Here is a 25,373-nt window from a genome sequence, read left to right on the forward strand (position 1 = left end):
GCCCCATAAAAAAAGCCGACCCAAACTGGATCGGCCTTCCTCTTATCCCCATTATTTGGGATAATAACATCTAATTTTCGTTATGGATATACACATCATGAGAAGGATAGGGGAAGTTGATTCCCTCTTCATCAAAGCGTTCTTTAATACGTTTAGTAAGGTCAAACTTTAAAGACCAATACTCTTCTTTGGTCACCCAAGGACGTACAATTAGATTGACCGAACTACCACCTAACTCCGAAACGGCAATTTGTGGAGCGGGATCATCTAAAATACGATCATCCTCACCAAGCACCTTCTTAATCGTTTCCATAGCATGGTCGATATTGTCGTCATACCCAAAACCGATTACCAAATCCAGGCGACGAATATCATTCTCTGACATATTCTTAATATTTGTACCCCATACATTTGAGTTGGGCAATATCATAGCCACATTATCGAACGTATTCATCTTGGTAGTAACAAGACCAATTTCTTTTACCGTGCCCGAAACTCCGGCAATATCGACAGAATCTCCCACATTAAATGGACGCATAACCAACAGCATCACCCCGGCAGCAACATCCGCAAGCGTACCCTGCCAGGCCAAGCCGATAGCCAAACCGGCTGCACCAAGAACCGCTACTAAACTGGCCGTTTGAATACCGACCATATTTAATACGAAAATAACAACAACGGTCAGACCAAGGATCTTGGTTATTTTAGCTAACAAAGGGGTAAGCGTAGCATCTACAGTTTCAGATTTTTCGGCCTGCCTGCGCACCTTTTTGCTTAGCCAGCCAGCTACACTCCACCCAACAATCAGCACAAAAATAGCAGCTAAAACCTTAAGCCCATACTGAACTAATATTGGCACAATACTTTCTACAATTGAATTAATATCTTCCATACCCGATCTCTTTAACTATTAGTTTTTATTCAAAAAAAGAAGGCAGCCCTAACAGGCTGCCTTACATTATATTAATAAATCACTAATTATTCTTTTACGATCTCACGAATTTCGGAAAAGCCTTTTTTAACATCCGCCCAAAGCTTCTCACTATCCGCCTTTATGTCCTCAAAAACATCATCACTTGAATCTTTAATTTTATCAAGCTTCGTACGCAAACGAGCTCGCTTTTCTTTTAGCTCTTCCATACGCTTGTCGAGTTTCGCTTTCAGATCCTGAGATTCATTGTTAATACGATCTTGCAGCTTATCGATTTGTGTATTCCACTCGCGTAACTGCTTCTCTAACTTATCAATGTACTCTTCTCGTTTAGCCATAATAATGTTGTTTTAATTTGAGAATTAACGTCCTTAGTTATTCTAAGTGACTTCGCAGCATCCATGCTGTTTTGGAATGGACATGCAAACGTTCTGTTAACAGATCTACCGTTGCCTCATCTTCAGCTGCGTTAGCAGGCTCAAGTGCTTCGCGGGCCGTACGCAATACTTGTTCATTGCCAATTGCTAAACGGCGCACCATCTCCATTGCATCAGGTTCATCCTGTTTTTCATCAATAGATGTAAGCTCGTTAAACTCCTTAAAAGTACCTGGTGCCCGATATCCGAGCGCACGAATGCGCTCAGCAATTTCATCAATAGCATCAGCCAATTCGGTGTATTGTCCTTCAAACTGTTCGTGCAACGAATGAAACAACTCTCCCGTCACATTCCAATGATAGTTATGTGTTTTTAAATATAGCATGTATGAGTCTGCCAATACCTTTGAAAGAGCATCAGCAATTTTCTCCCGATTATCTTCACTTATTCCAATATTTATATCCATAGCTTTTTCACTCTTAATTGCGGTCCTCATAATTGAACACCTTATTAATACTTTTTAATTACTGTTTATGTTTCCAGTAACAAAAACAACGGAAATAATTACATACATCCGTTAAAACCATCATATATCCACTACAGAAAAAAGGGCGTAATCATTCCACCAAACCGATAGAGGGTTTTTATAAACAAGATAGGTATTTCTTTACACAGAAGGGACTTACATCATCGATAATAAAAAAGGGAGAGCTATTCGTAGCTCTCCATAATTATAAGACAAGAACTTTTGGAGTAAAGAATCGAAAACTCAATTCTACTCCACGAGTATATTTTTTATTTGATCACTTTCGGGATCTTCGGAAGTCCAGAAATAAATTATAACTGTATCACCCGCTTCATATTCCATTACCTCTGAAAGAGAAACAAGCTTTGTATCTCCCGACTGAATCCTGTTTTCATCCTGCGACCGAGGCTCCCAATTTATTTTAGCCGCCATATCCTGTTCAACAACAAAATAGTAAATATCTGCAACTGAATTATTATGAAGTTGAAGTTGCTCATCACTTATCTCAGCCTCAACTTCTTGCATGCTGGTATTTACGGGCTGATCTGAACAGCCAAATACGAGAGCACTGACAATAAAAATTACAAGGAACCGCATAGTGACGAAATTAATTAAAATTTATTTATATATACACAAGCTTGCTCACTCATGCAAGCAAGATAATATAGCTAATCCGAATGCGCTTCCTTCTTCCAGCGAAACTTGTCAATAAGCCGCATTATATCAGCCGGAATCTTCGCCTCAAACTGTACCTCTTTACCATGCCGCGGATGCTTAAACGCTAACTTCCACGCATGGAGCGCCTGCCGGTTTATCAACGGCTCTCCCTCTTCTTCGGGCGCATAATGCTGGTCGCCCACCAGTTGATGTCCGATTTCCTCAAACTGCACGCGAATCTGATTCTTCAATCCCGTATCCAGCTGTACTTCCACCAGCGTATTTTCCCAAAATCGCTCCTTCACCTTATACGAAAGACGCGCCGGCGTAGCCCCCTCCTCATCAGGGTCCACCACAATATTGCGAAATCCATCCTTAATCAGCTTAAGGTGATGCTCAAGTACTCCCTCATCCTGTTCCACGATACCACGCACAACAGCCAGGTACGTACGCTTCGGCTCATGATTGCGAAATTTACTCACCAAATCATTATAGGCACGCTCATTTTTAGCAAACGCCATCAACCCACTCGTATAGCGATCAATCCGATGCACCACGCCCACCCGAACACCATGCTTCGCCAGATGGTCAGCCACCAGGTCAAATAAATTTTTGGCATTACTATTGGGGATAGGCACCGCAAGCAATCCGGCCGGCTTGTCGACAATAATAATATCCTTATCCTGCTTAACAATATAGAAAGGTCGCTTCTTTGCCATCACAAACCGCGCCGAATATGCTTATTACCATTCAACCAACTACGATTCAACACCGTGTACTTCCTTCAAAATAGCTTCCGCTTCCGAATCATTCTTCTGCATCACACGGTGCTGTAAGTTCGTGACAATCTCCTGCTCGGCCTTATCAAACGCCATATCACGAGCCTCTTGCTCAGTACCGGTGCGCAAGATCGTATACACATCATCTGCGCGAATAATGCTATACAACTTATCCTCATTAAAAGCGTGCGAACGCAGCTCTTCATATTCCTTAAACAATTCAGGAAACTCATCACTGCTTTCCGCCCGATCAATAATTTCTACATCCTCGGGACCCTCAGCGCTCAACGGAGTTTTACAGAGATAAAAAAACTTGTGCTTGTAATTCATAATCCAAAATCTTAGTCAATTTTAATACCAATAATATTCAAACCGCTTTAATGTAAGAAAAAATCTTCGCACCTTCGTAATCACTCACTCCAAAAATTTTATTCCCACATACGTACCACCATGGCCCATCCCGAAAACCCCTCCACGCTTTTCAACTATCTCCTCATTGCCGGCCTATTGGTTTTCTGGGGATGTTCCTCACCAGCCCCCGTCCAGGAATCGCATTCCAACAATACACCAATCAGCGATGCAACCAAAAGTGCCAAAAAAACCTCGGACCTTTCCCCCGGCGAAGGCCTCTGGCTGGTATCGCAGCTCACCGATACCCTTTATGCCGAACTCCAATCAAAAGGACTGGACATTCCGGCCGATACCATTTACAACACTAATAACTCATCCCTAAGCAACACCGTAGTAAATATCTCTATTGATGACAACAGTCGGGGAACGGGCGCCCTTGTCTCAAACCGCGGACTCATTCTCACCAATTATCGTACCGCCATCGAAGGTATCGCCAGACAGAGCTCCGTCGATGAAAATCACCTTCAAAACGGATTTTTAGCTGGAAACAGAGAACAAGAAATCCCACTACCCAACTATAGCATCCAAGTTCTATTAGCACAAAAAGAAATCACAGAATCTATTAACAAAGAGTTGGCCGACACGCTCACCTACCGCGAAAAGAAAAAGCGAACGCAACAGATACAAAACCAGCTCATTACACAGCACCAATCCAAACAAAAAGATATCACCGTAACAGTCGATGAAGTTTGGGGCGGTAATCGTTATATCATATCGGTATATAAAAAAATTGATGATGTTCGTCTTGTTCACAGTCCCCAAAAGTCAGATGTATTCCCCGCCCAGAACTCTTTCAACCAATCATGGCCCAGTCGGGCAGCCGACTACACCTTTTTGCGAGCCTATACCGCACCCAGCGGTCAAAGTCGAACCTATGACCAATCAAACGTCCCTTTTACCCCCGACCGTCATTTAGAAATTGATACTTCTAATATGAACAAAGGCGACTATGTCACAACGCTGGGTTATCCCGGAAAAACTCAGCGACAAGAAAGTAGTTATGCTGGCGCATTTTATCGCGACCACCGCAACCCTATCCTCATAAACAGCTACGAGGCAATTTTAGATGCTGCCCAAAAATCAGTCCAAAATAACCCTGCAACAGCTATTGCTAACGCACCACAACGAATGTCTGCCACTCAAAACCTAACCTACTTTCGGCAATTACAGCACAGCATAAAAAGTGACAGTATTCCATCGCAAAAAGCTGATATTGAGCAACAATTTTCGGAATGGATCAAAAAAGATTCGCTCAGAAATATCACCTACAGACGAGTTTTGCCGCAACTTAAACAGGCGTACAACATCGCCTCCCAAAATGGAAGCCTGCTATTCGCTCTTGTTAATACATTCAACAATAGTAAAATCATGCAGATAGCCGGGCTCTACAACTCCTATTATAAACATATCAGTGACACGACCAATCCGGCACTTAGTAATGCTGACAAGCAGCAACTTCTCAAAAAGCATAACGCTATGCTTAATGGCATCGATGTAAAATCCCAAAAACAATTTCTGGGCGATATGCTGTACCTGTTATCTTCCCTGCCCGAAGGTAACGTACCCTTTCACTTGCTTGAACTATTTGGAACTCTGAAAAACGACACGCTCAAACAGGAAATTGAATCTTATCTTACCGAGCAACAAAATAGATCTCTGGTATTTAACCCAAGTTATGCCCAATCACTATTACAATCGCCAACCGATTCGGTTTTAGACCATCCCAAAGATGCTCTTGTAACTCTTTATCAAGAATTACTGGACAGTTATCAATTTAGCCGACAAAACTACTCGCAGCATGTACCCTATCTCCAACCTGCCCAAGAGCGTTATGTTGAAGGCCTGCAAGCCTTTCAACACAATATTTTCCCCTATCCCGATGCCAATGGTACGCTTCGCCTAACGTTGGGACAAGTTGACGGTTACCGCACTCGTGATGGTAAAATGCACGCTGCATTTACACAATCAAAAGGTAAAACAATAAACTTTTTAACCACCAATGATATTACCGGTGGTGCTTACGGAAGTCCCGTACTAAATAACGAAGGCAAAATAATGGGGATAACCTCGTATAGAACAACTGCAGGAATAGGAAGCGACTTTTTATTTGATTCGAAACGGCATCGAACCATAAATGTAAGTATAGACCACATTATAAATCAGATGTCGGAATTTTCAGGCAGCCATAAATTGTTAAAGGAAATGCAATTTTAGGAAGTAGGTGAAATCTGAGAACTAAAAATATGATCGAACATGTCATTCGAAATTATTTTTGTTTTTGCTCTTCTTGCCTTAGCCCTCTTTTTATTTGCCACCGATTATGTCTCATTTGATGTTGCGTCTATTATTTTACTCGTGTGCCTGCTAATAAGTGGGATACTAACACCTCAGGAAGGGTTTTCAGGCGTCAGCAATCCAGCTACCATCACTATTGCAGCGATGTTTGTAATTAGCGAGGCATTACGCCGTACGGGTTTACTAAACCGAGCAGGCAATTTCTTCTGCAACAAGATGGAAGATAATTTCTGGCCCTGGTTATTTGTGATGCTGCTATTTGTAAGCTTTGCATCGTCGTTCATGAATAACACGGCCGTAATCATGATTTTTATTCCCGTAATGATTGATATTGCCAGCCGTATCGGTCTTAGTCCCTCAAAATTACTGATGCCGCTTTCATTTGCAGGCATCCTGGGCGGTATTAATACGCTAATTGGTACCTCTACCAATTTATTGGTTAGCTCAATTGTTGAAGATCGCGGCAGCACAGCCTTCAGTATGTTTGATTTTCTCCCAATGGGTTTGATCTTCCTGGCTGCCGGATTTATCTACATGTTTACTTACGGTATTAATGCAATTCCATCGCGCCGGGAAAAAGAAAAGGAAGAACTAACTTCAGAGTTTGAAATGAATGAGTATTTGACCGACCTCATTGTAAAACCAAGCTCCAACCTGATCGGTCAAATTCTTGATGCTGAAAAACTAACTGAAGAACTTGATCTGGATGTTCTTCGAATATTTAAATCAGAACATGACTCCTCAGCCCAGCGAAATGAGGTCAAAATCCAAGCCAATGATGTGCTTCGAATTCGTGGTAGTGCCGATGAAATTGATAAGTTACTACGACGTGAGGATCTGGCACTTCGCCCCTCACATCAATGGGTAGATACCGACCTTCAACACGGACGAGACGCACTCGTAGAAGCCGCTATAGCACCAGAATCAGCTCTTGACAAACGAAAATTGGCTGATATTGATTTTGGCAAACGTTTCGGTGCAGTCCCGATGGCCATACGCCATCACGGCAAACTAAAACAGGAAAAACTGGGTGAGGTTCAGCTAAGTGGGGGAGATTCCATTCTGCTAAGTCTAAGCAAAGAGCGCATACAGGATGTAAGTAACGATCCCAGCTTTGTTATTACTTCCGAGCTCGACGTCATGCGTCCACGCACCAATAAAATTCCTATCGTATTAACAATTTTGTCGTTAGTTGTGGGTATTGCTGCATTGGGTATTGCCCCTATTTCTGTTACTGCGCCAGCGGGCGTTGTAGGTCTTCTGGTAACAGGATCTCTTTCAACCGAAGAAGCCTACACTGCCATCAACTGGAAAATTATCATGTTACTTGTTGGTGTTCTTCCGCTCGGTACTGCTATCGATAAAACGGGAGCCGGTGCCATGATCGCCGAAGGTATGATTACAATGCTCAATGATTTTGGCCCTGTAGTACTTCTTTCCGGCTTTTATGTGCTCACCACCTTACTAACATCCATCATTACTACGAACGCTTCGGTCGCGTTGCTGGCTCCTATTGCTTATGAAGTTGCCAGCCAAGTTGGTATTAATCCAGAACCCCTGGTTTTAACAGTTAGTTATGCTGCACTACTCACATTTATCACCCCCTTTGGACATCATGCAAATGCTCTTGTTTTTGGTTCAGGACATTATCAATTTACTGACTTCACAAAAATCGGTTTACCACTTAATATCATATTCTGGATATTAGCTACAATATTCATCCCTGTGTTTTGGTCATTTTGATTTATGGAAGACTGGCTACGAAAAACGTTTAAAATTTCGGAATGGTTGCCCAATTATAACGGGCAAAAACTTAGCGGCGACTTAACGGCCGGCTTAACAACCGGTGTTATGTTTATTCCACAAGGAATGGCCTATGCCGTAATTGCGGGCGTACCTCCCATCTACGGACTATATGCTGGCGTTATTCCTTTGCTTATTTATCCGCTCTTTGGGACATCAAAAAACCTGTCTGTAGGGCCCGTTGCAATTGATATGCTGATTGTTGCTGCAGGCGTTGGCCTTATCGCCGAACCCAATACCGACCGGTATATTAAACTCACGATTTTACTTGCTATGATGGCCGGCGGGTTGCAACTCCTCATGGGTTCAATGCGTCTGGGATCGGTGCTCAACATATTTTCGCGACCGGTAATTGCCGGGTTTACCCTTGCGGCTCCGCTCATTATTGCTTTTAGCCAGCTTAATAACCTACTGGGTATCGAACTTACCCAAACTCAATATATCATTGTTATCATCGAAGAATTTATCTGGCAATTCGATGATATCCATACCCAGACATTTTTGTGGGGAATAACTGCTATTGTTGTAATGGGGATTGTTAGATATTGGAAACCAATTTTTCCTATTTCTGTTGTTATCGTAGCTTTCAGCCTTGTTTTATCGTGGTTTACAGGAGCAGCCCAAACCGGAATCCAGGTTGTTGGTGATATTCCCACAGGACTACCCTCATTTTCGATGCCCGATATCAACTTCAACAATATGCGCGAATTGCTACCGACGGCCCTAACATTGGCGCTGGTACAATTTATGAGCGTAGCTTCACTGGGACAAACATTTGCCAAACGCCATAATTACATTATTGACGCTAATCATGAATTAGTAGCCATTGGCGCCTCAAATTTCTTTGGCAGCTTCTTCAAATCTATTCCCATATCAGGGAGCTTTTCACGATCGGCTGCGTCGGAACAGGCAAATGTCCAAACTCCCTTGGCTAACATTATTACGTCTGGTGTTATTATTACCACGCTGTTACTACTTACTCCTATTTTCTATTATTTGCCGATGCCTATCCTGGCAGCAATCATTATTGTAGCCTCTCTTAATCTTATTGATATCGGTGAGTTTAAACTTCTTTACCGCACGAAACCCAGCGAAGGCCTGATTGCTATTTTTACAGCTGGTTGTACGTTATTAATTGGTATTCAGGAAGGCATTCTGCTCGGAGTTGTCGCCTCTATGATTCACATGTTCTATAAATACAGTCGCCCAAATGTAGCTGAACTGGGCATTATTCCAGGTACACGCCTCTTTAAAAACCTGGAGCGTAATCCCGAAGCTAAACCCATCGACGGACTTATGATTCTCCGCGTGGATGCTTCTTTTTCATTTGTAAATGCCGATTTTTTCCGTGATTACATCATAGAAAAGAGCCGAGAACGCAACCAGTCAACCCATTACGTTATCATTGATGGAAGCACAATTAATACCCTCGACACAACAGCTGTAGATAAAATAAAATCGATGGTGGGCACGCTCAAAAACTGGAATATCGAACTTTATATTGCCGGACTTAAAGGCCCCGTACGTGATGTAGTAAGTAAATCAGGGCTACGCGAATTTTTGGGCGATGACCATTTTTATCGGGATCCCCATGAAGCTGTTTCACATATCTTAGAGAAAATTGATCAAAAAGATGAGAGCTCGCGTCTGGCCGATTATAAAGATGTAACGGGTTAATAGTTGAACTTCCTCAATAAGTCGGGGGTCACCATCCAACGAAAACGCGCCGTGCCCGGCTTAATCTGATTCCATTCTATAGCCGGATGTTCTATACAAACTAATCCTCCTTGGGGCATGCGTGCCAAATAAGCCCCTTCCCCGTTACAAAGCAAAGAAACCGTTTCTTCCAATAAAGGATTATGACCTACAACCATGATCTGATCGGTTTCCTCAGGCGCCGAATGGATTACTCCAAAATAATCTCGTGCTCCACCGTAATACAAATCATCGCACCAGTTTACAAGCTGCTTGTCTATATCAGCAACCTCAACAATGTGGCGAATAGTTTGACGAGCACGCTCGGCTGGAGAACATTGAATATAGGCTGGAATAGATTCAACCTGCTTTAAAAACGATCCGACTTGGCAAGCATCTGTGCGCCCAACCTTTGTTAGTATACGATCGATATCCTTTTCGGCAGACCCTGCATGAGAAGCCTTCGCGTGACGTAATAGCAAAATTGTTTTCATGTATACTGTACTTCAAATGATAATTGTACTTATCAAAACCTCGTTCCGTAGCCCTGCTGCGAAACACCAATCTGCTGCAACTAATTCAGTAATATTTACGCTTTGGCAGGCTCATTTATTTTAAGAATATGTTTAGGTGCAAAATAGGTGAGCGTAGCCCCGCGAGCCAGCATAAAGAGCGTCATCCCCAACCAAAGTGCGTGATTTCCCAAATAGTGTACGCCAATAGCATAGGTAGGTAAAAACACGACAAGTGTTGCCACAATCATCGAATCGCGCATAGGCCCCGTAGCCGTTGCTCCAATAAAAACGCCATCCCAAATATACGAGAAACTGCTTACCGTTGGCCCGGCTACCGTCCATAAAAAGTATAACATAGCCGTATCAATCACATCCTGTTGGTCGGTAAAAATCCCCAGGATATGTACATCAAAAATACCGTAAACCAGCGATGCCGTCACGCCAATGCCCGTCCCCCAGATAAAACAATATTTGACGGCCAACCGCACTCTTTTTTGTTGATTGGATCCCGTATAGCGCCCGATCAAACTCTCGGCGGCATAAGCAAAGCCGTCCGTCCCATATGAGACGATCATCCAAAGCTGCAACAAGATGGAGTTGGCAGCCAACACCACATCCCCAAACTCTGCCGATTTTGCCGTAAAAAAGGAGAAGGTAAAAATAAGACAGAGGGTTCGAATAAAAATATCGCGATTTACCGAAAAGAATTTCTTGATCGCTTTTACCTCTAATAAAAGATTGTGCACGTATCCGCTTAGCCAACCACGATATTTGTAAACCAACAAAACAACAGCAAGCGTTATACCCGCATATCGTGCAATGAGCGTACCCATTGCTACGCCATCGACTGTCATCCCCATACCATATACAAAAAGTACATCCAGACCGATATTGAGACTATTTAAAAATACCGTGACAATCATCGGGTAACGAGCATTTTGCATCCCCAAAAACCAACCGTTGATAGCATAAAGTGATAAGGTAGCTGGTGCAGTAAAAATACGAATCTCAAAATAGATACGAGTATACCGTTCTACTTCTGGAGATGCTTCGATGAGCCAAAAACTAAGATCAGCAATCCATTTCTGGAGCAACACAATCAAAACCCCAAAAATAATAGCCACAGTCAGCGCGCGGGCCAGGGTCATTATGCTGTCGGTTTCATTCTTTTCTCCAAACGCCTGCGCGGTAAGTCCGGTTGTGCCCATGCGCAGAAATCCGAATCCCCAAAAGATAAAGTTGAAGATCATACTTCCCACAGCAATAGCACCAAGGTAGTACGCTTCTTCGAGGTGACCAACCAGGGCCGTATCTACCGCACCCAGCAGGGGCACCGATAGATTACTAATAATGTTCGGGATCGCCAGATTTAGAATTTTCCGATTCAACGGATTTGGAAACTGCTTTAATCGTTGGATTTTTCGTCGTAGATACGGTTGCGCAACCGTTTAACAAAGCGCTCAATATAACCTAATCCAAACAGAATTACGATGGCGATAATCGTTAGAATGGCAGCTAATATATATTGCTTTAGCGCTACCGTAATACCGATGGCCGCCGCAAATAGGATGGAGGCTGCAGTTGTTAGTCCCTCTACCGTTTCGTCTTTATTGCGAAAAATAATAGTACCCGCTCCCAAGAAGCTGATACCAGTAATAATAGCCTCCATAATTCGGATAGGGTCAGCCTGTATAGCTTCTACAGCTGCTCCGCTGCTATAGTTTGAAATCATAATTTCTCCCAGCACTACCAACAGTGATGAAGCACCAGCCACTAAAATATGGGTACGCAGCCCCGCAGGCTTTTGAGCAAGTTCCCGCTCCAACCCCATAAGGCTGCCCAAAAACATAGCATAAATGACGGTTCCAGTAGGGATCCAAATAGCATCAAATTCCATGGTGATGATCGTTTATTTTCTTATTACTATAGGTTCTAAAAAATCTGAGACAAATCCCATTTTTCATGGAAATTAGTTACTGGCAAAGTCGATGGCGCAAAGACAATACCGGCTGGCACATGGATATGGTATATCCGCCGTTACCAAAACTCTGGAAACGACTTAATATTAAATCAGAAAGCCGGATTTTAGTTCCCCTTTGCGGGAAAAGTCTCGACTTGCATTGGCTTGCCGAACACAGCCAAAAGGTTATCGGCGTTGATGTATCCCACAAAGCGTTACATACCGTTATGGAAAAATATCCCGAAACGTTTTCCCAAACATCCAGCCATAATTTTACGGTCTATAAGTCCAGTTCGCTCGAACTGTGGGAAGGCGACTTCATGAAGCTTCCTACCAAAGAAATTACTCCTATTGATCTGGTTTATGACAAAGCATCGATTATTGCCTTACCGCCTAAAATGCGACCACAATACGCCCAAAAGATCCTTGACCTCTGCGGCAATACTACTCGTATTTTGCTCCAAACTTTTGAATATATCCAGGAAGAAATGAACGGCCCGCCTTTTTCGGTAGATGAAAAAGAGCTTCAAAAGTTGTTTGGCCATAACTTTAGATTACAACTCATGCACGAACAATCGAAACTCGAAGAGCTCGAACCCTTCCAACAACGAGGGCTCTCTTCATATCTAACAGAGCAAGTTTTTTATCTTACACCACTAAATAGGGATTAATAACAAGATTTAAAGGCCGCTTTCAACTTTTTTTACATTTTACTGATTTTTGACTTGAAGTTGCATATCAACAAGTCGGCATGTATTTTCAAAGTCTTATTTTGAAAAACCACCTTAATAACATTAGTATCTGGACATGGATATTGAAAAGCGTAATAGAATATTAAGCATTGTACTGGGAATTATTATCATAGGTTTGGGATATTACCTGTACCACTCTATTGTAGCTCCCTACCAAGAAGTTGTTGAACGCGAGCAAATGACCGAAAAGGTTCGCTATCAGATGGGACTTGTTCGTGATGCATTGGTGCAGTATGAACAAGACATGGATGAATTTCCCCCTACCGAGGGTGGACTTGACACTCTTGTTACCTACCTAAAAACGGATTCTGCAATGGTAGCGCAAGGTGATTCTCTTTTTGCTCCAATGGAATCCAACAAATCATATAATCCGGATTCATTGGTTTATTCTCCTCGACCTCCACACAAGAAATTTGAGTATACGTTAAACGACACGTTGCGTCCTAATATTTATCTTCTGGAAGATCCTGACACGGACGATCGTATTGGATCACTCGAAAACACAACAGAGCTTAACGCCGCCAGTTGGGAATAATAAAAGATGGAGGAACAGCATCCTTGTTTAGGTCTTTGCTTCTTTGACAATCAGCTTTTCTATGCTGTCAATGAACCAGATAATCCATCAAAAATAGCACATATAGGATGCTATGATTTCAATTTCGATATTACCGAAACGCTGCTTGGAAATTCCGAGCAGCATTTTCGGGGTATCAAACAAACCATAGAACAATTTCGGGAAGAATTTGGCATTAAACATGTACGGATTCTTTCCCTACCTACCCAAGAGTGCTGGACATCCGTCCCTAAAATCGTATATGACGATTCGGATGAGCGCGAAAAGCACATCAATATTTTAATGAGCGGCACTGAACGTAAACACGTACAGCCAACATGGTATTCGCTCAGCAATCAGGATTACAAATTTCTACTGCTTCGCAACAATAAGCAGTTGGACGGTTTACAATCTTTAGCCGGCCACACTTCTACAACCGATTTGATAAGTGATTTTGAAATTGGACTACGTTGGATTCAGCATGCCAATCCGGGCGGATCGTTTATGACTATATGCTGCTATAATAACTGTATCTCTATATCTTCATTTATCCTCGGGAAACTACGTAGTGCCACATACATTCCGTATGATGAGATTCAAGACCTACCCTACCTTTGGCTGCAACGTACAAAAGACCTGAACTGGATGGATGGGCTGCACGAAAAGATTTATGTCTATGGCCAGCATGCCCTGGATGTCATCGAAATTTTAGAACCGTTTTGGGATGATGCAGGAAAAGTATCCAAAATGGATACCCTTGATAAAATTCAGATCGAGGCTGAAGAACAAACTTATGGATTTAGCTTAGAGTCGGCATTTCCAGCCATTATGCTGGCACTCAATTACAATTAGGCTTTTGGGTTACCCGCATGCGGATAATTTTGTACTTTCCCTCTTAACTCATTGATCCCAACACAAAAACCTTGCAAGCCGAATGCGAATTATCACCGGCACCCTTAAGGGGCGACAGATAAACATCCCACAAACCCTGAACGTGCGTCCTACTTCCGCACGGACCAAGGAGGGGCTCTTTTCCATTTTGGATGCGCGGAAATACATTCGTGAAGCTAATATTTTGGATCTGTTTGCCGGCTCCGGGAACTTGGGGTATGAGGCTATTTCGCGCGGGGCATCAAAAGTGTTATTTGTGGATAGCGACCGCCGAAACATCAGGCATATCGAAAGTGTGGGACGCGAATTTGATGTCAGTGACCAAATAAGAACGGCTACCTCACCGGTAGAACGATTTCTGGAAGGCATGCCGCTGCCATACGATATTATTTTCTCTGATCCCCCTTATGACTACGAACATATGCACGAAATGATCGAAAAAATTACGTCTGAGGGTTGGCTGGCCGAAGGGGGATGGCTTATCTTAGAACACGATAAACGACACAATTTTACTGATCATCCACACTGTGTTTACTACAAGGAATATGGACGCACACACGTAAGTATTTTTGTTGCTGAAGCTGGCATTGAATTCTAACTCATTTTATACCTATGGAAACGTTGGCACTGTATCCGGGTTCATTTGATCCCATCACATATGGACATCTCGACATTTTAGAACGAGCCACCGAATTATTTGATGAGGTCATCATCACCATTGCCGTAAACAATAAAAAGGATACGGTGTTTAGCGGTGATGAGCGGGAGACGTTAATTGCAGAATGCCTCGAAGGCAAAGAATGGGCCAATCAAGTTGAGATTCAACAATTTACGGGACTGCTGGTTGATTTTGCCAAAGAACGTAACGCCCAGACACTGGTACGCGGGGTGCGACAAGTCTCCGATTTTGAATACGAATTTCGCATGGCACTCACCAACCGCCGGCTGGCTCCCGATGTGGATACTGTTTTTCTGATGCCTAATGAACAGCTCACCTTTATTTCGGCTTCATTAGTAAGAGAAATTGCCTATTGGGGCGGCGACCTGTCATCATTTGTCCCCGAACATGTAGCAAAAGCCCTGCACGAAAAATTCAAGGACAAAGAAAAATAACCGCCGGTTACTATACCTGGAGAGTTGAGTGCTTCTATATCCTCATAGAAATAGAGCACGTTTTTTGCTATTTTTAGTACTTAAAAAATTGACTCCAAGTAACCGATCCAAAGCGTTATGATCTCCAAACGAGCGCAATCTGTTTCTCCCTCCGAAACTCTGGCTATATCTGCAAAAGCAAAAGAATTAACACGGCAAGGCAAATCGGTAGTATCACTCAGCGCCGGCGAACCTGATTTCAAAACACCGCAACACATTTGCGATGCGGCCATAAAAGCGATTAATGATGGCTTTCATGGTTATACGATGAATACCGGCACTCCCGGCCTCCGCGAAAGTATCTCCAATAAACTACAACGGGATAATCAGCTCGATTACAATCCATCACAAATTGTATGTACGAACGGTGCCAAGCAGGCACTTGGGTTTAGCATGCTGGCTATGATTGATGAAGGGGACGAAGTTATTATTCCCACCCCATATTGGGTTTCATACCCACAGATGGTGAATGTTGCAGGTGGCACACCCGTAACAGTTCGGACCTCCTTTGAAAACAATTACCGCATCACGCCAGAGCAACTTGAAGATACCATTACAGATAACACCAAGGCCATCATGCTCTGTTCCCCTTCTAATCCCACGGGCACCTGCTACTCCGCTGATGAACTAAAAGCATTGGCCGATGTATTGGTAAATTATCCACAGGTAAATATTATTTCAGATGAAATTTATGAGTATATCGTTTTTGAGGATCAACATGTCGGTATCCTAAATGTAGCACCCGAACTTAAAGATCGCACCGTACTTATCAATGGGTTTTCTAAAGGATTTGCAATGACCGGTTGGCGATTGGGATATCTGGCTGCACCCCAATCTTTTGCTGATGCTGCAGCAAAGATTCAAAGCCAAGAAACTTCAGCACCATCCAGCATTTCTCAAAAAGCGGGGGAAGCCGCTTACCGTGGCAACCTTGAAGCCGTACATACCATGCGGGATGCTTTTAAAGAACGCCGCAACTTTGTCGTTGATGCATTATCAAATATTGAAGGCGTTAAATGCTTTAAGCCCTCCGGTGCATTCTATGTCTTTCCAGATATTTCTCACTATCTCGGCACAACATCCTCAAATGGTACAAGTGTCGAATCAAGCACCGATCTATGCATGTACCTGATTGAAGAACATGGTCTTGCTGCCGTTCCCGGTGATGCTTTTGGGGAACCCAATGGTATGCGCTTAAGTTATGCTTCTTCGATGGAAGATTTAGAAGAAGCTATTAAGCGACTGCAGAAAGGACTCCAAAACTTGTCATAATACTGCAAATTTGTACAAACGAACGAGTTTGGCACATTTTATGCTATTATTCGATGCTATCAGAACAACATAAATTTATCGCAATCTATGCCAACATATAAGTATAAACGAGAAGACGGAACCACATTTGAAGTACGACAAAGTATCAATGATGATGCCCTTGAAGAATGTCCCGAGACTGGACAAAAAGTAAAACGCGTGATCAGTGGTGGCGGAGGAGTCGTCTACAAAGGAGACGGTTTTTATGTCACAGATTATAAGAATAAAGAGAATGGCTCCAAGGGTTCTTCCAATGGATCTGCACAATCAGCAAAAGCTTCTTCAGAATCCAGCGAAAACAACTAAGTTTTGAGCACCAATCACTCCCAAACGCATGACGAAGCTTTAGAGCAATTTATATTGCTTTGGGGGGAAATGGCATCGGCCTGGGGCATCAACAAGACAATGGCCCAAATTCATGCACTGCTTTATGCCGAAGCTGATCCACTGGATACGGATGCCATTATGGATCAGCTCGATATTAGCCGGGGCAATGCCAATATGAATCTACGGAACTTGTTGCAGTGGCAACTCATCCACAAGGTTCATTTTAAAGGCAACCGCAAAGATTTCTACACCGCCGAAAAGGATGTGTGGACAATCGTATCAACGATTATCAGGGAACGTCAACAGCGTGAAGTGGCACCCATTCGTCAAAATTTAAACAAGACTCTCGACCTTTTTGAAGATCGGGAATCACTTTCTGATGAAGAGGAAACCTTCCGGGAACGCATTGAAAAGTTTACTGAGTTTCTGGAGATGTTTGAACGCTTTACAGAAGCCCTGCTGCCTTATATTAATAAAAAGAACCTTAAATTTTTGAAGCATCTGGTGAAACTGGCTGAAATGAAGCATACCATCACCGGATCTAAACCCGATAGTAATCCACCGGCCCATCATGAGTAATAAAACCACCCGAGAAATTGGTGATGACGGCGAAGAGCTTGCCGTAGCTTACCTCGAATCCAAGGGCTATACTATTTTAGAGCGAAACTACCATTTTGAACGCGCCGAAGTAGATATTGTCGCCTATGACAACGAGGCCTTTATCATTTTTGTAGAGGTGAAAATGCGATCGACTAATCGTTTTGGTGAGCCGGAAGAATTTATTGATGATGCAAAAATCAATAACGTTTATAAAGCGGCCGAGGCTTGGCTGTATGAACGAAAAATGGATGGTGCTCCTGTTCGTTTTGATGTGATATCCATTCTGCAAAACAATAATGAAGCACCTGATATCAAACACTTTGAAGATGCATTCACGCAGCGTTAATTCGGGTTACAGGCACATATGATTAACTTTTCTGATCGGTATTTCCAAAAAGAGACTTCCTGATATCTCTAAGTTTCTCCAGTTTTTCTGATATCCCTTCCCCGTTTAAAAATTGCTTTCGTTTCTTTTTTTCTCCCACCATTGATCTCAGCAAATCCCGTGCTCTCACAAAGAGTCGCGCCGTTATCAAACTTGTGATAATGTAACCCAGCGTCCATGGCCAACTTAGTCCACCGATAATAAAAATAGAGCCTATCAGCAGATAATAAACAGGGAGCAGCAGACCTACCAAAAATTTTACAGACGACTCAAAAGCCTCATCCTCCAGGTAGCTATCCACCAGCCAACGAACCAACAAATTTGGCAATGCATTATTTACCAGCGAAAAGCCATAAAGTGGACTTAGTAGCAAGTCTTTGAGATTAGCTCTCGGCGGATTAACAAGCTCTTTTATGCTAATACCATGCTGTTCAGCCTTTTCCAACAACTGTTGCGATTCATCCACCAATTCCCCGTTTAACTGCTGCTTAATCTCCGATACCCGCACATTAACCTTATCAGGATTTATCAGTATCGAGCGATCTGGCTCCAACTCATCCAACAATAACTGGTACAGCGCATAATGTTGTTTATTGGGAACATGAAGCGTCAGCTCTTTCAATCGCGCAGCCATATCAACCTTCAACTTCGTAGCAGCCTCACGTTCATCCTCATGGAAATCATCTCGATATCGCACCGATGGTACCGCCTCTCCAAACTTGATGTGAACCGGGCGCTGTGACTTTCGATGATCACCATAGTTGATGCCCACCGGTACAATTTGCAGATCCAACTCCCAATTATATTTTTCCTCGGCGCCAAAAACAATCCGTGTAAATCCTTTGCTCAACGGACGTACCCGTCGCACCATTTCATGGCTGGCCTCGGCAAATACCAGCACTGCATCCTTTTGATACAGGCGATCAAAACAATCGGAAAATATCTCATTATTTCGGCGAATCGTCCCAAAGCCATCTCGAGCCCGATAGACTGGTAGCATATTCAACGAGTAGAAAAAACGATCTAAAACGGGATTTCCAAAAGCTTCAGCCCGGGTTAAAAAATGAACAAAATGCTTGGTGTTGTTGACCACGTGCAGGGCATCCAAAAACGAATTTTGATGGTTAGCAACAAAAAGCACCGGTTTATGTTCAGGAATGTACTGCCGACCCGTCACCTGAATATCAGAATAAAAAAGATTCAGGGCCGGACGCATGACCCCATACCGAAAAAATTGATACCACAAATAGTTTTTACGCATTGCTAAACACCTGTCGTAATGCTGATTTCCCTATCGACCAGTACCACCCTATGCCTAAGCCCGTAACAATGTGCCAGATTCCCCACCAGGCCGCTACGAGAGCCATACCGCCGAGCCCATCAAAAAAGTTAAAAATGAGTAGCAATCCCAAGCCCGAATTCTGGATACCCGTTTCGATAGCAATCGATTTTCGATCCTTTTGCGGAAGGCCAAATACCGAAGCTAACCCATACCCACCTACAAGGGCAAAAGCATTATGAAAAAAGACCAAGCCGATCACAAGATGCACATAACTCAAAAAGTTTTCGTAATTCATCGCAAAAGCTACCAACACAAATCCCGCAAAAAAGATGATTCCAAAACCCTTAATCCATCCGGATATTTTTTGAGCTAATTCCTCCTTTTGATGCCTCACAACCATCCCTAAAACTAGCGGTAACCCTAATATCAAACCAATAATTTTGAAAACCTCCCAAAGATTGATATGAATATCTCTCAAAATAAAACTGGTGGGTTCATATAAACTGGCCCAGAGCGTAAAGTTAAAGGGCGTCATTACAATTGCTGTAGTCGTAGCAATAGCAGTCATACTCACCGAAAGCGCTGCATTTCCCTTCGCGAGCAAGGAGAAAAAGTTAGACACATTCCCCCCTGGGCAAGCCGCTACCATAAACATCCCCAATGCCATACTGGGATGTGGTTCAAAAAAAACAACAAGCATATAGGTAATAACCGGTAGTAATAAAAACTGTGAAACGACTCCTATAATCGTAGATTTAGGATCCCTGGCAATACGTTTAAAGCTCCCCACCGTAAGCTCCAGGGCCACCCCAAACATGATAACGGCCAGTGAAATATTCATCACTAACAAACCGCTGTCATCCAAATTTAACCGAAGGGCATCAATAGATTCACCCATATATTCACCATTTACAAAAGGTCATTATTATTACTTTGAAAAGTACGCATTTGCTTCAAAATAAAAGAAAAAGTCACTTCTTTATCCCTTTTATTCTACCACAACATTAGGACGCAGCTTTCCCATTGTCGTTGGCCCAATACCTTTGATGTTTTCCAGCTGATCCACTCCCGAAAAAGAACCATTCCGATCACGGTAGTCGATAATACGTTCCGAATAGGCCGGACCAATTCCCGGCAGCAACTGTATTAACGAGGCATCTGCCGTATTAATATTTATCGGAAATGCATCCGAAGGCTCTTCACCGTCTGCCAATTCACTCCGCGCCAATTTCTTACCCACTTTTTCGGGATTCTTCCACATTCCCCTGCTATTATCTCTGGCTTCCCGAGTATATCTTTTGAACGCCCTCACTGAATCGGGATGTTGCGCATAATACTGCTCGTGCTCACCGAATCCTTGTTTAAGCAACTGTTTGTTTAAGGATATAATTTTACCCTGCTCGGTCTTAAGCGTCACATACCCTTGAAAGGCTCCATACCCCGAGGCAGGGATATCCCCTGATGCACTCTTTAACCGTACAGTTCCACCCGATATCAAATTACGAAGATACTCCTCGGCCTCATTTGCATAATAATCCAAAGAATCTTGCCCGGCATAAACACGCGGTACATCTACACCCAGGAATTCAACGTCATACTCAAAACCCGGAAGCACCGTTATCGCAAACCGGCTACCATCCGAAACTTCGGCTACCGGATACCATTTCTCGGAATCTATATGGGGAGCAGGAACATTAACCTCTCGTTTTGCACGACGGACAACTCCGCTAAAATCCTGATAGTACTGGTTCGTAATGCGATCAGAATAGATAATAAGCAAGTTTTCATCATTGTTAACCTCGGCATTTTTAGAAAAGTTATATGAACCTGCAATAGTAATCGCTTGATCTTGTACATCCGGATGCTTGGCATCGATAAGCATTACTTTGTGATGCAGCTTACGCATCTCGTTGGCCGGCAAAATCATCCGATTCGTCAAATTTGCTTCCCGGGACGTCCAAATATCACCCCGGCTTTTATATTGATAATAAAACAAGGGGTCAATAACCCCATTGAGGTCAATTTCGCCAGTTGCCGACATCTTCCAAATCGTTTGACTCAACGGAATACTCGGAGTTATTGCAAAAGCTTGAAAGGCTAAATCGTTCTGCGTTTCCTGTTTAATGACTTCAACTAAACGATTCATGATGCCCGGCTTACTGCCAGACCGATTTTGAGGCGAAAAATACAGTTCCACCTTCGTATCATCTACAAAATAAGTATGTTCGCCGACATACGATTTATCTTTGTGATATTTAGCTGCTTCCGGCTCGGGCGTTTCATCATTATCGCCCCACATCTGTTCAAACTCATTGAGATAGGCTGCAGCAATGTCGCTATCCTTAATAACAATGGTGTTATTCGTATTATAAGCGCCGGTATACGTCAGGTTTGTTGATCCCGTCCATACCTTATCATCATGCGGGGAGTCACTCAACGCGTCAATAACCGCAAATTTGTGATGCATGTCGGCTCCGGCATTAGTCAAATTATTGTCGTCAATAGTACCGTCGGCCTCGTACACATCTCCGTCATCATCAATCGAAATAATATCCGCTTGCCGTAACATTGTCCACATCGCAGAATCTATCTCATCGGCATCCGTACGGTTATAGTTATCCGTCACAACCCGAACGCGCAGGCCTCGCTCGGCAGCTGTAACAAGTGCCCTACCAATACGTGGATGCTCCAGATCGTAAATAGCTAAATCTATGCTATGTTCAGCACTTTCGATAAGCGATTTAAGAGTACCAATAAGGTCGGCATTACTTTTACTCATATTCCCCAGCCGGGCAACCGAATAATCGGCCGGTTGATTAAAATAAGCCTTAATCCACTCTACCGAACTGGAGTCAGCAGCAGAAGATTGGGCTGACAATTGGAAGGGTATCAAAAAAACAAATATGCAAAATAAAAATAGCCGCCCGGTCATTTGTTGTGTTTGATTGATATTTTGTGGTATTTTCGGGCGTAATGTTCGGCATTAATAACGCCTTAAGCAACTTTCTACATGAACTTTGAATTGTTAAATCCATTACGATGGCGAAAATCATTTCTGGCCCTTATTCTGGGCGGCATTGTCGTGGTATGGTTTACATTTATTGATACTTACAGTATCTGGACACGGGTTGAGCTTAATCAGCGGAAAGCCGAACTAAAAGAACAGAAGGAACAGCTTAAAAGCGAAACCCAGGTACTTAAACAGAAAATTGAAAATCTCAAAACAGATCCCTTTCTGTTGGAACGTATTGCACGTGAAGAATATGGTATGAAAAGGGAGGGGGAAACGGTTTATAAAATTAGAGAAGTTGACTAACCACTCTCATCGAAAAACTTCATTTCTTTCCACTTCTGCCTTATACTATATAAACTCATACTTGCTTGCATCCTACGAATAATCTAACGCATTATCAGCATCAATTGCATGAATAGATCATTCAAATATTTTTGCATCCCTTGGGGATTGATGCTGGTTTTACTATTGGGATTATCGCAACCTATTTGGGCACAGGATACTACTGCTGTGCAAGATACGCTCCAAGAACGCACAATTCCTGAAGGTCGACCGGGCACACAACAATCCCGGCAATCGGCATCTCAGCCAGAACAAGAGGGACAAGTTAACTTTCAAGCTAACGATTCGCTTACGTTCGACTTTGAAAACCAGCGTATTGCTACGCTCTATGGCGATGCCAATGTGGTGCACACCTCGGGTGAACTTAAAGCGGGAAAAGTAGCTATGAATCTTGACAGCAGCTTGGTCAGTGCTAAAACCCAAACCCCGCAGGACACCCTATCACAACCCGTTCTAATTCGTGATGATGACCGTATAAGAAGCAATAAGATCGACTTTAATTATAAAACTGAAAAAGGACGTTTTGAAGTAGCACGAGTAGGCGTTCAGGATGGAAACCTCATTGGCACCAAGGTTAAAAATGAAAGCCCTCACGTTGTGTATCTCGAAGATGCAATTTACTCGACCTGCCAACTCGATCATCCCCATTATTATATCCAGGCTGATAGAATGAAGGTCGTCAATGAGGAAGAGGTCTTTTTTGAACGTGCGCGGCTTTACATCCTGGATATTCCATATCCGTTAATTTTTCCCTTTGGATATCTGCCGGGCAAATTTGAACAAAAACAATCGGGACTTTTGGAACCTACCTATGCCTACCAGCAACGACAAACACGGGGTATCGGACTACAAAATTTCGGGTGGTTTCAATACTTCAATGATTACCTAACAGGACAGGCTTCAGTCGATATTTTTACTTCAGGATCATACTACCTTGATGCTCGCACTAATTATCGCATTCGAAACAAGTTAAATGGCAATATTGAAATTGGATACTCTCGGGAAAACAGTGGGCTGGAGCCTACAGACCCCGACTTTAGCACTAATGTGCAAAAAAAGCTAAGCATTTCGCACCAACAAGATTTTTCTCCCTATTCCAGCTTCAATACCAACATCAATTTGCGGACTAAGGATTTTAATCAGCGCAACTCCTATGACCCGGACGAACGGGCAGAAACAAGTACGCGCTCGAACCTCAACTACCGCTACCGTCATCCCGAGGGCACTTACAATTTTGATATCTCTATTAACCAAAACCAAAACTTTGCTACCAACGTATCAAGTCTGTCGGGACCGGATATGAATTTTAGCCTAAAACGGTTTTCCCCCTTTGCCAATGAGCAAACATCGGGACAAGATTCAAAATGGTACGAAACTATTTCTGTGCGATACCAAAACACATTTAATTCCGACTACGAATTTCGCCCCACAGCCGGCGATTCTGCCAACGTAAATTGGTTTGAAGCCCTGCTCGATCCCACAAAATACCGCGAAGCCACCGACAATAATGAACATTACCAGTATGGATTCCAGCAGGATGTAAGTTTAAGCATGAACCAGCTTATTCCCAGCCGGTATTTAAATGTCAGTGCTAACGGTAATTATACTGAATACTGGGTTCCCACCACCACGCGAAAATTTTTTAACGCCGACTCAAACAGGGTAGAAGAGCGACAGGTTCGAGGATTTACTACTGCCCGAGATTTTAATACAGGGTTAAATTTCTCTACCACACTATATGGGCTAATGAATACTAAAATTGGCAAGATCCAAAGTATTCGCCATACCCTTAGGCCCGCCATCTCTTTTAGTTACCAGCCCGATTTTAGCAGTGATTTCTGGGGATACTACCGCACCGTACAATCAGATTCGGCCCGTACCGACGGCTCTATTCCCACTCAAAAATATTCTATTTTCGAAAACGAGGTTTTTAGCGGTCCCGGACGAGGCGAACAACGATCAATAAGTTTTAACTTAGAAAACATCTTTGAAGCTAAAAAAATAGAACGCGACTCGACAGGTGAAAAGAAGGAAGAAGTTATTGACATAATCCAACAATTTAATCTTGGAACAAGCTATAATTTTGCTGCGGACAGCCTAAAACTGGATGACCTTAAAACTTCTTTGCGCGCACCTATTCTGCCTGGACTTAGTATTCGTGCCAATGCTACCTTCAACTTTTATGATCGTGACAATCAGGGTAATAAAATTGATGATTTTCTAATTAAAACCGATAACAAACCGTTTGAAATGACTTCGTTCTCTACCAGTACCAGTTACTCTGTACAGTGGGGAGATGGCGGATTTCAAGCCAATGACAAACCCTATTATCCCCAAAGCTACAATCCCCTGAATCAGAGTATCTTTCACCCGATAGATCCCCATTTTAACAGGCAGCCGGTACAAAATTTCAACTCTCCACTATCATTTTCTATTGATTTTAGCTATCGATGGAATTTACGTTCCAATCCCAATACTGACAATAGTACATCGGCGACCATAAATGCACGAAATATCAACCTAAAACTGACCCCAAAATGGGATTTCCGCACCCAGCTTGGATATGATTTTGTAGAAGGAGAAATGACGCCCTCACAATTCTCGTTGAGCCGAAATCTACATTGCTGGGATCTCTCTTTTACGATGAATCCGTTTGGGGATAACCAGTATTACTTCTTTTCACTGCGCGTAAATGCCGGACAATTGCAAAGTATTTTCCAAAAACTACCCGGACTTAACAACCTTGAACGGTCGTCGAGCAACAGCGGTCGTCGTCCAACAGGGTTTTAAAGTTATTTCGGATTAATTTTAGTATA

At 42.9% G+C, this 25,373-nt stretch carries 26 protein-coding genes; 14 read left to right on the forward strand and 12 right to left on the reverse strand.

All coding sequences use genetic code 11. The annotated features are described in order from the left end of the window. Positions 1–70: 70 nt before the first annotated feature. From AAFH98_RS03010 to AAFH98_RS03035, 6 genes are all read right to left on the reverse strand, one after another. Positions 71–892 carry a mechanosensitive ion channel family protein gene (locus AAFH98_RS03010; protein ID WP_342521191.1) on the reverse strand — a complete coding sequence of 274 codons (822 nt, stop codon included), beginning with the start codon at positions 890–892 and terminating at the stop codon, positions 71–73. Between the two features lie 86 nt (positions 893–978). Continuing rightward, positions 979–1,269: a sll1863 family stress response protein gene (locus AAFH98_RS03015; protein WP_342521192.1), complete on the reverse strand. Its 291-nt coding sequence runs from the start codon at positions 1,267–1,269 to the stop codon at positions 979–981. A 37-nt stretch (positions 1,270–1,306) separates the two neighbouring features. After that, positions 1,307–1,804 carry a Dps family protein gene (locus tag AAFH98_RS03020; RefSeq protein WP_342521193.1) on the reverse strand — a complete coding sequence of 166 codons (498 nt, stop codon included), beginning with the start codon at positions 1,802–1,804 and terminating at the stop codon, positions 1,307–1,309. Between the two features lie 279 nt (positions 1,805–2,083). Next, on the reverse strand, positions 2,084–2,431 hold the full coding sequence (locus tag AAFH98_RS03025; RefSeq protein WP_342521194.1) for a hypothetical protein: 348 nt from the start codon (positions 2,429–2,431) through the stop codon (positions 2,084–2,086). 71 nt (positions 2,432–2,502) lie between these two features. Continuing rightward, positions 2,503–3,210 carry an RluA family pseudouridine synthase gene (locus tag AAFH98_RS03030; RefSeq protein WP_342521195.1) on the reverse strand — a complete coding sequence of 236 codons (708 nt, stop codon included), beginning with the start codon at positions 3,208–3,210 and terminating at the stop codon, positions 2,503–2,505. A gap of 39 nt (positions 3,211–3,249) precedes the next feature. Further along, positions 3,250–3,600, reverse strand: a complete 351-nt coding sequence (locus tag AAFH98_RS03035; protein WP_342521196.1) for a hypothetical protein — start codon at positions 3,598–3,600, stop codon at positions 3,250–3,252. A 120-nt stretch (positions 3,601–3,720) separates the two neighbouring features. Here AAFH98_RS03035 and AAFH98_RS03040 point away from each other — a divergent pair, with 120 nt between their 5' ends. The 3 genes from AAFH98_RS03040 to AAFH98_RS03050 are packed head-to-tail and all read left to right on the forward strand — an operon-like array spanning position 3,721 to position 9,456. Continuing rightward, a complete protein-coding gene (locus AAFH98_RS03040; protein ID WP_342521197.1) occupies positions 3,721–5,895 on the forward strand; it encodes a S46 family peptidase in 2,175 nt (724 codons plus the stop codon). Positions 5,896–5,934: 39 nt separating this feature from the next. Then, positions 5,935–7,719: an SLC13 family permease gene (locus AAFH98_RS03045; RefSeq protein WP_342521199.1), complete on the forward strand. Its 1,785-nt coding sequence runs from the start codon at positions 5,935–5,937 to the stop codon at positions 7,717–7,719. 3 nt (positions 7,720–7,722) lie between these two features. Next, complete coding sequence (locus tag AAFH98_RS03050; RefSeq protein WP_342521200.1) at positions 7,723–9,456, forward strand: SulP family inorganic anion transporter; 1,734 nt, start codon at positions 7,723–7,725, stop codon at positions 9,454–9,456. Here the strand turns inward: AAFH98_RS03050 and AAFH98_RS03055 are convergent. The 3 genes from AAFH98_RS03055 to AAFH98_RS03065 form a co-directional block, all read right to left on the reverse strand. Beyond that, positions 9,453–9,968, reverse strand: a complete 516-nt coding sequence (locus tag AAFH98_RS03055) for a SixA phosphatase family protein (protein WP_342521201.1) — start codon at positions 9,966–9,968, stop codon at positions 9,453–9,455. The genes AAFH98_RS03050 and AAFH98_RS03055 overlap by 4 nt on opposite strands. 95 nt (positions 9,969–10,063) lie before the next feature. After that, on the reverse strand, positions 10,064–11,377 hold the full coding sequence (locus AAFH98_RS03060) for an MATE family efflux transporter (RefSeq protein ID WP_342521202.1): 1,314 nt from the start codon (positions 11,375–11,377) through the stop codon (positions 10,064–10,066). 17 nt (positions 11,378–11,394) lie between these two features. After that, a complete protein-coding gene (locus tag AAFH98_RS03065; protein ID WP_342521203.1) occupies positions 11,395–11,886 on the reverse strand; it encodes an MgtC/SapB family protein in 492 nt (163 codons plus the stop codon). A gap of 65 nt (positions 11,887–11,951) precedes the next feature. Between AAFH98_RS03065 and AAFH98_RS03070 the strand changes: the two genes are divergently transcribed. The 9 genes from AAFH98_RS03070 (at position 11,952) to AAFH98_RS03110 (ending at position 17,881) form a co-directional block, all read left to right on the forward strand. Then, entirely contained in the window at positions 11,952–12,620 is a 669-nt protein-coding gene (locus tag AAFH98_RS03070) for a thiopurine S-methyltransferase (protein ID WP_342521204.1), read from the forward strand. A gap of 136 nt (positions 12,621–12,756) precedes the next feature. Beyond that, positions 12,757–13,236, forward strand: coding sequence for a hypothetical protein (locus AAFH98_RS03075; protein WP_342521205.1), 480 nt, complete (start codon positions 12,757–12,759; stop codon positions 13,234–13,236). Between the two features lie 6 nt (positions 13,237–13,242). After that, positions 13,243–14,106 (forward strand): hypothetical protein, encoded by an 864-nt coding sequence (locus tag AAFH98_RS03080; protein ID WP_342521206.1) that lies wholly within the window; start codon positions 13,243–13,245, stop codon positions 14,104–14,106. A gap of 82 nt (positions 14,107–14,188) precedes the next feature. After that, the gene (gene rsmD / locus AAFH98_RS03085) at positions 14,189–14,743 is read left to right on the forward strand and encodes a 16S rRNA (guanine(966)-N(2))-methyltransferase RsmD (RefSeq protein ID WP_342521207.1); all 555 of its coding nucleotides are present in this window, start codon (positions 14,189–14,191) and stop codon (positions 14,741–14,743) included. A 14-nt stretch (positions 14,744–14,757) separates the two neighbouring features. Next, entirely contained in the window at positions 14,758–15,258 is a 501-nt protein-coding gene (coaD, locus tag AAFH98_RS03090; protein WP_342521208.1) for a pantetheine-phosphate adenylyltransferase, read from the forward strand. Positions 15,259–15,375: 117 nt separating this feature from the next. Then, positions 15,376–16,569 (forward strand): pyridoxal phosphate-dependent aminotransferase, encoded by a 1,194-nt coding sequence (locus AAFH98_RS03095; protein ID WP_342521209.1) that lies wholly within the window; start codon positions 15,376–15,378, stop codon positions 16,567–16,569. A gap of 87 nt (positions 16,570–16,656) precedes the next feature. Then, a complete protein-coding gene (locus AAFH98_RS03100; protein WP_342521210.1) occupies positions 16,657–16,914 on the forward strand; it encodes an FmdB family zinc ribbon protein in 258 nt (85 codons plus the stop codon). A 3-nt stretch (positions 16,915–16,917) separates the two neighbouring features. Then, positions 16,918–17,514 (forward strand): GbsR/MarR family transcriptional regulator, encoded by a 597-nt coding sequence (locus tag AAFH98_RS03105; protein WP_342521211.1) that lies wholly within the window; start codon positions 16,918–16,920, stop codon positions 17,512–17,514. Beyond that, the gene (locus AAFH98_RS03110) at positions 17,507–17,881 is read left to right on the forward strand and encodes a YraN family protein (RefSeq protein WP_342521212.1); all 375 of its coding nucleotides are present in this window, start codon (positions 17,507–17,509) and stop codon (positions 17,879–17,881) included. The genes AAFH98_RS03105 and AAFH98_RS03110 overlap by 8 nt, the downstream gene beginning before the upstream one ends. A 22-nt stretch (positions 17,882–17,903) precedes the next feature. On the opposite strand, the gene AAFH98_RS03115 is transcribed toward AAFH98_RS03110, so the two are convergent. The 3 genes from AAFH98_RS03115 to AAFH98_RS03125 form a co-directional block, all read right to left on the reverse strand. Further along, entirely contained in the window at positions 17,904–19,181 is a 1,278-nt protein-coding gene (locus AAFH98_RS03115; RefSeq protein WP_342521213.1) for a 1-acyl-sn-glycerol-3-phosphate acyltransferase, read from the reverse strand. Further along, positions 19,174–20,100: a bile acid:sodium symporter family protein gene (locus AAFH98_RS03120; RefSeq protein WP_342521214.1), complete on the reverse strand. Its 927-nt coding sequence runs from the start codon at positions 20,098–20,100 to the stop codon at positions 19,174–19,176. Before AAFH98_RS03120 ends, AAFH98_RS03115 begins: the two co-directional genes overlap by 8 nt. A 90-nt stretch (positions 20,101–20,190) precedes the next feature. Continuing rightward, positions 20,191–22,095 (reverse strand): phospholipase D-like domain-containing protein, encoded by a 1,905-nt coding sequence (locus tag AAFH98_RS03125; RefSeq protein WP_342521215.1) that lies wholly within the window; start codon positions 22,093–22,095, stop codon positions 20,191–20,193. Positions 22,096–22,212: 117 nt separating this feature from the next. On the opposite strand from AAFH98_RS03125, the gene AAFH98_RS03130 reads away from it, so the two are divergent. Together AAFH98_RS03130 and AAFH98_RS03135 are read left to right on the forward strand one after the other, a co-directional pair. Continuing rightward, entirely contained in the window at positions 22,213–22,518 is a 306-nt protein-coding gene (locus tag AAFH98_RS03130) for an FtsB family cell division protein (protein ID WP_342521216.1), read from the forward strand. Between the two features lie 108 nt (positions 22,519–22,626). Further along, the gene (locus AAFH98_RS03135; protein ID WP_342521217.1) at positions 22,627–25,347 is read left to right on the forward strand and encodes a putative LPS assembly protein LptD; all 2,721 of its coding nucleotides are present in this window, start codon (positions 22,627–22,629) and stop codon (positions 25,345–25,347) included. The last annotated feature ends 26 nt before the right edge of the window (positions 25,348–25,373 follow it).

Origin of the sequence: Fodinibius sp. Rm-B-1B1-1 (genome assembly GCF_038594945.1) — a bacterium.
GTDB classification, from domain to species: Bacteria; Bacteroidota; Rhodothermia; order Balneolales; family Balneolaceae; genus Fodinibius; species Fodinibius alkaliphilus.